The organism is Methylobacterium oxalidis (genome assembly GCF_007992195.1).
GTDB classification, from domain to species: Bacteria; Pseudomonadota; Alphaproteobacteria; order Rhizobiales; family Beijerinckiaceae; genus Methylobacterium; species Methylobacterium oxalidis.
In genome coordinates, this window is sequence record NZ_BJZU01000072.1 from 58,474 (window position 1) to 66,565 (window position 8,092).

Consider the following 8,092-nt stretch of genomic DNA (forward strand, 5'->3'; position numbering starts at 1 on the left):
AAGCGGTGCGGCCGTTGGCTGAGCGCCGGGAGCGGCGCGGTACCGCCCCCGGATCCGCCCGGCGTCAGCCCTTCGTGCGGTTACGGATCATGAAGCTGTCGTAGGTGTACTCGGCCACCTGGAACCAGAGATACTCCTCGCCGCGGAAGGCGCGCAGGCTGTCGATGCCCTTCTTGAAGTCGGCGTTCTTGGCCGAGATGTCGGCGTAGACCTCGTTCGTGGCCTTGAGCGCGGCCTCCATGATCTCGTTCGGGTAGGGGCGGAGTTGCGCGCCCGCGCCGACGAGGCGGCGCAGGGCCGCGGGGTTGCGCGCGTCGTACTTGGCCAGCATGTCGACGTTGGCCGCCATCGCCGCCGCCTGCACGATGGCCTGATAGCTCTTCGGCAGGCTCTCCCACTTCCCTTTGTTGATGTAGAAGTGCAGCGTGAGGCCGCCCTCCCACCAGCCGGGATAGTAGTAGAACGGCGCCACCTTGTTGAAGCCGAGCTTCTCGTCGTCGTAGGGGCCGATCCACTCGGCCGCGTCGATGGTGCCGCGCTCCAGCGCCGGGTAGATGTCGCCGCCCGCCACCTGCTGCGGCACGGCGCCGAGCTTGGCCATCACCTGCCCGGCGATGCCCGCGATGCGCATCTTCAGGCCCTGCAGGTCGGCGACGGTCTTCACCTCCTTGCGGAACCAGCCGCCCATCTGCGTCCCGGTGTTGCCGCCCGGCAGCGCGTAGATGTTCTGCTTGGCCATGAACTCGTTGACGATCTCGTTGCCGCCGCCGTGATAGAGCCACGCGTTCTGCTGGCGGCTGTTCAGGCCGAAGGGCACGGCGGCGCCGAGGGCGAAGGTCGGGTCCTTGCCGACGTAGTAGTAGCCAGCCGTATGGCCCATCTCGACGGTGCCGTTGCCGATCGCGTCCGCCGTCTGGAAGGTGCCGACGATCTCGCCGGCCGCGAAGGGCTGCACCACGAATTTCCCGTCCGTCGCCTCGGAAACGAACTTCGCGAAGACGTCGGCGGCGCCGTAGATCGTGTCGAGGGATTTCGGGAAGGCGGAGCTCAGGCGCCAGCGGATCTCCGGGGCCGACTGCGCGATGGCGGGCGCCGCGACGGCGCCGCCGGCGACGGCGCCGAGCGCGGCGCTCTTCAGGAATTCGCGTCTCTTCATGGTTTCCTCCTCGGGGCGCGTGGCCCGCGGCGCCGCGGGGCCTTGTGCGGCCCCTTGCCCGGCTCCTGCGGGATCTCGGGAACGGGGATCACTCGAATTTCGGGGGGGCGATGTCGATCGGCGGCGCGTCGCCGCCTGGGCCGCCGAGGCCCGGCAGATTGTCGAGCTGCTGCTGGACGGCCGCCGGATCGACCTTGGTGCCGGTCGACTTGTAGTGCGTCACCATGCTGGGGAACAGGATCACGAGGGCGACCATGATGCACTGGATGACCACGAACGGGATAGCCCCGTAGTAGATCTGGCCCGTGGTGATCGGCTCCATGCGCCGGCCGGTCACCCGGTCGGTGTAGGGCACCTTGGCGGCGACCGAGCGCAGGTAGAACAGGGCGAAGCCGAAGGGCGGGTGCATGAAGCTCGTCTGCATGTTCACGCCGAGCATGACGCCGAGCCAGATCAGGTCGATGCCGAGCTTGTCGGCGGCGGGACCGATCAGCGGGATGATGATGAAGGCCAGCTCGAAGAAGTCGAGGAAGAAGGCCAGCAGGAAGATCAGGATGTTGATGAAGATCAGGAACCCGACCTGTCCGCCCGGCAGGCTGGTGAGCAGGTGCTCGACCCAGACGTGGCCGTTGACGCCGTAGAAGGTCAGCGAGAACACGCGCGCGCCGATCAGGATGAACAGCACGAAAGTCGAGAGCTTGGCGGTGGCCTCCGTCGCCTGCCGGACGAGGTTGAAGTTCAGGCGGGCCGGGTTCTTGTCGAGGGCGCGCTTGATGCCCGCCAGCACGATCGAGCCGACCGCGCCCATGGCGCCACCCTCGGTGGGCGTCGCGACGCCGATGAAGATCGTGCCGAGAACGAGGAAGATCAGGAGCAGTGGCGGCACCATCACGAAGGTGACCTGCTCGGCCATCCGCGAGATCAGGCGAAGGCCCGTGAAGCGTTCCAGCACGCCGACCAGGAGGGCGTAGAGGGCGCCGGCCGCGGCGAGCTCGGCGAGGAGGCCCCAGGTTCCGGGCGCGGTCTGTTGCAGGTAGAGGCTCGCGCCGACGAGGAGGCCGGCCAGAAGGGCCGAGAGGACGATGCGGTTCGCGCCCAGGAAGCGGTTCATCACGGCGCAGATCAACGCCACTACGGTGGCGACGCAGATCGTCAGGATGACGTAATCGGCCCCCGCCTTGGTGCCGGTCTGCCCCATCACGTAGATGCCGACGAGGGCCGAGAAGACGACCAGCACGCCGAGCTGCCAGACGCCACGCGCGCCGTCCGCCTCGCGGTAGCCGATCGCGTCCTTGGGTAGGCCCGGCGCGGCGTTCGGCCAGATCAGGGTGACGAGGAAGACGTAGAGGGCGTAGAGCCCCGACAGGACGAGGCCGGGGATGAAGGCGCCCTCGTACATGTCGCCCACCGAGCGGCCGAGCTGGTCGGCCATCACGATCAGCACCAGGGAAGGCGGGATGATCTGCGCCAGCGTGCCCGAGGCCGCGATCACGCCCGAGGCGAGGCGCCGGTCGTAGCCGTAGCGCAGCATGATCGGCAGCGAGATCAGGCCCATCGAGATCACGGAGGCCGCCACCACGCCGGTGGTGGCGGCGAGCAGCGCGCCCACGAAGATCACCGCGTAGGCGAGGCCGCCGCGGATCGTCCCGAAGAGCTGGCCGATCGTGTCGAGCAGGTCCTCGGCCATGCCGGAGCGCTCCAGGACCAGCCCCATGAAGGTGAAGAAGGGGACGGCGAGCAGAACCTCGTTCGACATCACCCCGAAGACGCGCTCCGGCAGCGCCTGGAGGAGGGGCCAGGACAGGGTGATCGTGTCGGGGGCGTAGGGCGCGAGCTCGACCGCGATGACGAAGAACAGGAGGCCGTTGGCGGCGAGCGCGAAGGCAACGGGGTAGCCGAGCAGCAGGAACACGACGAGCGCGGCGAACATGATCGGCGCGAGGTTATGGGCGATCAGCTCGGCGAACATCGGATCTTCGTCGCTGGAGGGGCGGGGCGGGGAGGCGTCAGGGCTTGCGGGCGGGCTTCGAGACGGGCTCCGGCTTCGGCCCGGAGGTCGGGTCCGCCTCGAAGGCGGCCTTGGCGGGCTCGCCCGCGAGTTCGGCCACGAGGCGCTCCGCCTCGGATTCGGCCGCCGCGTGGTGGCCGCCCGCGCCGCCCGTATCCTCGAGCCGCCCGGACAGGATCAGGATCCGCTTGATCAGCTCGGAAAGCCACTGCAGGCCGAGCAGGATGAAGCCCAGCAGGATCAGGCCCTTGGCGGGCCAGATCAGGAGGCCGCCCGCGTTGGTCGAGACCTCGCCCGAGTTGAAGGAGTTCACGAAGAACGGGATCGAGAGCCAGATCATCACCGCCACGAAGGGCAGCAGGAAGAACAGGTGCCCGAACACGTCGACGAGGTCGCGGCCGCGCTTCGACAGGCGGCTCGACACGATGTCGATGCGGATGTGCTCGTTGTCCTTCAGGGTCCAGGCGGCGCAGAGCATGAACACGGCACCGAACAGGTACCATTGCATCTCGAGCCAGGCGTTCGAGGAGGTGCCGAACAGCTTGCGGACGATCGCGTTCAGGGTGGAGACGATCACCGCGGCGACGATGGCCCAGGCGGCGAGCTTGCCGATCCGCACGTTGAGCGCGTCGATCCACCGGCTCAGGCCGAGCATCCAGGTCCTCCCTCACAAACCCGTGTTCGGGCCCGTCGCTCTTCCCTAGCCGGAAGCCCGGCCAAGATCAGCCCCTCGTGAGAGATTATGCAGAATTTGTCATTCATCGGCGCCGCGGCCGCAGGCCCTTCGTCTCTTCAGACGAAGAAGAGCAGCGTCAGGAGCCCGAACAGCGGCAGGAGGACGCAGCCCGACCAGAGCATGTAGCCGAAGAAGCTCGGCATCCGGATCCCGCACTCCTCGCAGATCGCCTTGACCATGAAGTTCGGGGCGTTGCCGATATAGGAGTTCGCGCCCATGAACACCGCGCCCGCCGAGATCGCCGTGAGGGTGCGGGCGAGGGGGCCCATCAGCGCGGCCGGGTCGCCGCCGGCGAGGTCGAAGAAGATCAGGTAGGTCGGCGCGTTGTCGAGGAAGCTCGACAGGCCGCCGGTGAGCCAGAAATAGGCGGCTTCGTGAGGCGTGCCGTCGGGCTGCGTCACGAGGGCGAGGAGGGGCGCGAGCGCCCCGTCGCGGCCGGCCCGCAGGATCGCCAGCGCCGGGACGATCGTGACGAAGATGCCCGCGAACAGGACCGCGACCTCGCGGATCGGCACCCAGGTGAAGGCGTTCTCGAGGCGGATGCCGGGCGCCGTGGTCCGGAAGGAGAGATAGCCGAGGCCGAGCAGCACGACGTCGCGCGAGAGGCTCTCCAGGGGCACCGCGATCCCGAAGCCCACCGGCACCGCGATTCCGGGCCGCCACAGGCCGCTCGCGAGGACGGCGGCGACGATGCCGGCGAGGTAGATCACGTTGTGCAGGCCCTCGATCCGGACCTGCCGGGGCAGGCGGCTCGGCGGCGGAGCGGCCTCGAAGCGCCAGAGATAGCGGTCGATCGCGTAGAACACCGCGAGCAGGATCGCGCAGGACAGCAGCATCGGCCCCGCGAGCGCCCGCACCGTCCACAGGAAGTCGACGCCCCGGAGGAAGCCGAGGAATAGCGGCGGGTCGCCGAGCGGCGTCAGCGAGCCGCCGATATTGGCCACGAGGAAGATGAAGAACACGAAGACGTGGGCGTTGCGGGCGCGGCCGGCATTCGCCCGGATCAGCGGGCGGATCAGCAGCATGGCGGCGCCCGTGGTGCCGAGGAAGCTCGCCGCGAGGCTGCCGAGGGCGAGGATCGCCGTGTTGGTGGCCGGCGTGCCGACGAGATTGCCGACGATGCGGATGCCGCCCGCCACCACGAAGAGGGCGAAGACCAGGATGATGAAGGGAAGGTACTCCAGCGCCGCGGTGTGCCACACCTCCGCCGCCGCGGTGCCGGCGCCGAACCGGACGGCGCAGGGCAGCAGGAAGGCCAGCCCCCAGAACGCCGCCACAGCGGCGAGCCGGTGCTCCCAGAACTTGGGGGCGAGGAGCGGCAGGAGCGCGATGGACAGCAGGAGGCCGGCGAAGGGCAGGACCCAGGCGAGGCCGAGCGCGGTTCCGTCGAGGTGGGGCAAGATCGTCCTGCGGTCGGGCTCGGGGCATGGGCTCGCGGCCCCGCGGGCGAGCTTCCGCGCCGGGGCGCACCGTGATTGGAGCCAACCGCTGCCGGGTGCAAGGCCGCCCCCGGCACCCTTTCCCCGCCGCCGAACCGAAACGGGCGCATCGTCATTGATGCGGCAGGCGGATGGCCGAGCGAGGGGAGAGGATCATGCGGTTCGGGGTTGCGGTGTTCGTGATCACGGTCATCGGCGCGGGGGCAGCCGGCGCGCGGGAGACCTCGCCGGAACGCAAGGCCCTCCAGCGCTACTGCACGGGCGACCTCGTGACCTTCTGCGACGGGATGGCGCCGGACAGTCCCGAGGTGCAGGCCTGCTTCGAGAAGAACATGAGCAAGCTCTCGCCGGGCTGCCAGAAGGCGATCAAGCGCTACAACAGGACGCGGAACCGGGGCTGAGCCGGCGGAGCCGCGCGCTTCCGCTTCAGCCCCGGCTGGTCCGGAGCGGGGACGCGGGATGACGACGATCGCCATCGTGGGGGCAGGGGCCGTCGGCTGCTACTTCGGCGCCCTCCTCGCGCGTGCGGGCGAGACCGTCACCCTGATCGGGCGTGCGCCCCATGTCGACGCCGTCCGCGAGCGGGGCCTCCTGCTCGAGACCCGGACGCTGCGCACCGCGGTCCCCCTGCGCGCCGAGACGGAGGCCGCCGCGGTGGCGGACGCGGAGGTGGTGCTGGTCTGCGTGAAGTCCGGCGACACGGAGGCCGCCGGCCGGGCGGTCGCCCCGCACCTGCACCCGGACGCCGCGGTCCTGAGCCTCCAGAACGGCGTCGACAACGCCGCGCGGCTCGCCCCCGTGCTCGGGCGCGCCGTGATCCCGGTCGCCGTCTACGTCGCCACCGAGATGGCCGGTCCCGGGCATGTCCGGCACCACGGCCGGGGAGAACTCGTGATCGGCGCCGGACCGGCAAGCGCGCGCATCGCGGCGGCCTTCGGCGCGGCCGGCATCCCGACCGTCGTCTCGGAGAGCGCCGTCGACGCGCTCTGGAGCAAGCTGATCGTGAACTGCGCCTACAACGCGCTCTCGGCCGTGGGCGGGCTGCCCTACGGGCGGATGATCCGCGTCGCGGGCGTGCCCGAGATCATGACGGAGGTGGTGGCCGAGTGCGCGGCGGTGGCGCGCGCCTCGGGCATCCGCGTCCCCGACGACATCCTCGCGACGGTCCTCGGCCTCGCCGAGGCGATGCCCGAGCAATCCTCCTCGACGGCCCAGGACCTCGCGCGCGGACGGGCGAGCGAGATCGACCACCTCAACGGCTTCATCGTCCGGACAGGGCAGGAGCTCGGTATTCCCACGCCGACGAACCGGGTCCTGCTGACGCTGGTCAAGCTCGCCGAGGCGCGGGCCGGCCTCTGAGCGCGCACCGGGTCAGGGTCCCGCGGCCGCCGCGACCGCGGCCTCGGCGCGGCGCCGGACCTCCTGCCAGCGCTCCAGCTCGCGGCACGCGTCGGCGAGGGCGCGGTGCGCGGGCGGGGCGTCATTCTCCGCCTCCTTCGCCATCGCCGAGAGGATCCCGTCCGCGACGCCGCCGACGCGGCCGGAGGGGACGCCGCCCGACCGCAGGATCTCCAGCACGGCGCAGCGCTGCGCCTCCTCGGTGTCCCTCAGGCGCAGCGCGTGCCGCGGCAGGCCGGCCGCGCGGAGGAGCCGGCTGAGCCACTGCCCGTCCCAGGACGGCGCGGAGGCGTAGAGCGCCGCGCCCCGCAGGACGGTGAGCATGTGCAGGGCGACCCAGTCGTGCGCCCGGCCCTCCGCGAGGAGGCACGCGCGCGGGATGCGGTGCACGGCCTCGGCCTCCGCCGCCCAGTCGGTCCAGCCGGGCGCTGGCCGGATCAGGAAGCTCTCCCCCTCGCCGGAGTCGAACACCCAGGCCACCTCGACCGGATAGCTCCGCTTGCCGAGGGAGGAAGCCTCGAAATCCAGGAAGGCGATGCGCGTCACGTCTCGGCAGGCCCCTTCTTCCGCAGGGCCCTGACGAAGCAGCCTGCGGCCTCGGAGAATCCCGTCGCCTTGCAGAAGGCCAGGAGTTCCGGCTGATCCGGGGGAGCGAGCAGTTGCAGCGTGCCGCAGCCGGCCATCCGCGCCGCCTGCGAGGCCGCCTTCAGGAGCTGGCGGCCGATGCCGCGGCGGCGCTCCTCCGGGCCGACGAGCAGCAGCGTCACCTGCGCGACCGGCGATGGGAGTTCCAGGGCCCGGTACCAGTGCAGCACGACGACCCCGCTCGGCGGCCCCCATTCGAGGGCGAGGAGCGCCGTACCGCTGGCGTAGCGGAGGGCGTCGAGCCGGTCCGCGAGATCGTGGGCGGGAACCGCGCGGCCAGCCGCCTCCATCAGCGCGGCGAGCCCGGGCGCGTCGGCCCCCGTCGCGGTGCGGATCTCCAGTCCGTAGCGGTTCCCCAACGGCCTCTCCGATGCCCCCGGGATCCGTTCCCGGTCGCGGCGGGAGATAGGGCGGGGGCGGGCGGCAGGAACCGCTCCGCACGGGTCCCGTTGGTGGCCGACAGGGAGTGGAACGATGGTCGATGTTTCGCAGATCAAGGAGCACGCGGACGTGGTCGGGTCCGACGGCGCCCATGTGGGCACGGTGGATCACGTCGAGAACGGCGAGATCAAGCTGACCAAGTCGGACCGGGACGCGGGCGGCCTGCACCACTTCATCCCCGTCGACTTCGTGCAGGCGGTGGACGGCGGCACGGTGCGCCTCGACCGGCCGGCCGAGGAAGTCCGGCGGGAGTGGTCGACCTCCTAGGG

At 70.7% G+C, this 8,092-nt stretch carries 9 protein-coding genes; 3 read left to right on the top strand and 6 right to left on the bottom strand.

Annotation, left to right across the window (positions count from 1 at the left end; all coding sequences use genetic code 11):
- Nucleotides 1–64: 64 nt before the first annotated feature.
- The 4 genes from MOX02_RS17625 to MOX02_RS17640 form a co-directional block, all read right to left on the bottom strand.
- A complete protein-coding gene (locus tag MOX02_RS17625; protein WP_147027102.1) occupies nt 65–1,156 on the bottom strand; it encodes a TRAP transporter substrate-binding protein in 1,092 nt (363 codons plus the stop codon).
- A gap of 88 nt (nt 1,157–1,244) precedes the next feature.
- Nucleotides 1,245–3,125, bottom strand: a complete 1,881-nt coding sequence (locus MOX02_RS17630; RefSeq protein ID WP_147027103.1) for a TRAP transporter large permease — start codon at nt 3,123–3,125, stop codon at nt 1,245–1,247.
- Between the two features lie 37 nt (nt 3,126–3,162).
- Entirely contained in the window at nt 3,163–3,819 is a 657-nt protein-coding gene (locus tag MOX02_RS17635; protein ID WP_147027104.1) for a TRAP transporter small permease subunit, read from the bottom strand.
- Between the two features lie 137 nt (nt 3,820–3,956).
- Complete coding sequence (locus tag MOX02_RS17640; RefSeq protein WP_147027105.1) at nt 3,957–5,300, bottom strand: sodium:proton antiporter; 1,344 nt, start codon at nt 5,298–5,300, stop codon at nt 3,957–3,959.
- Between the two features lie 194 nt (nt 5,301–5,494).
- On the opposite strand from MOX02_RS17640, the gene MOX02_RS17645 reads away from it, so the two are divergent.
- On the top strand, nt 5,495–5,740 hold the full coding sequence (locus MOX02_RS17645) for a hypothetical protein (protein ID WP_147027106.1): 246 nt from the start codon (nt 5,495–5,497) through the stop codon (nt 5,738–5,740).
- 58 nt (nt 5,741–5,798) lie between these two features.
- Nucleotides 5,799–6,698, top strand: a complete 900-nt coding sequence (locus MOX02_RS17650) for a ketopantoate reductase family protein (protein ID WP_147027107.1) — start codon at nt 5,799–5,801, stop codon at nt 6,696–6,698.
- Between the two features lie 12 nt (nt 6,699–6,710).
- On the opposite strand, the gene MOX02_RS17655 is transcribed toward MOX02_RS17650, so the two are convergent.
- On the bottom strand, nt 6,711–7,283 hold the full coding sequence (locus tag MOX02_RS17655; protein WP_238178947.1) for a 3'-5' exonuclease: 573 nt from the start codon (nt 7,281–7,283) through the stop codon (nt 6,711–6,713).
- Nucleotides 7,280–7,741, bottom strand: coding sequence for a GNAT family N-acetyltransferase (locus tag MOX02_RS17660; RefSeq protein WP_147027108.1), 462 nt, complete (start codon nt 7,739–7,741; stop codon nt 7,280–7,282). Before MOX02_RS17660 ends, MOX02_RS17655 begins: the two co-directional genes overlap by 4 nt.
- 115 nt (nt 7,742–7,856) lie before the next feature.
- Here MOX02_RS17660 and MOX02_RS17665 point away from each other — a divergent pair, with 115 nt between their 5' ends.
- Nucleotides 7,857–8,090 carry a DUF2171 domain-containing protein gene (locus MOX02_RS17665; protein WP_147027109.1) on the top strand — a complete coding sequence of 78 codons (234 nt, stop codon included), beginning with the start codon at nt 7,857–7,859 and terminating at the stop codon, nt 8,088–8,090.
- The last annotated feature ends 2 nt before the right edge of the window (nt 8,091–8,092 follow it).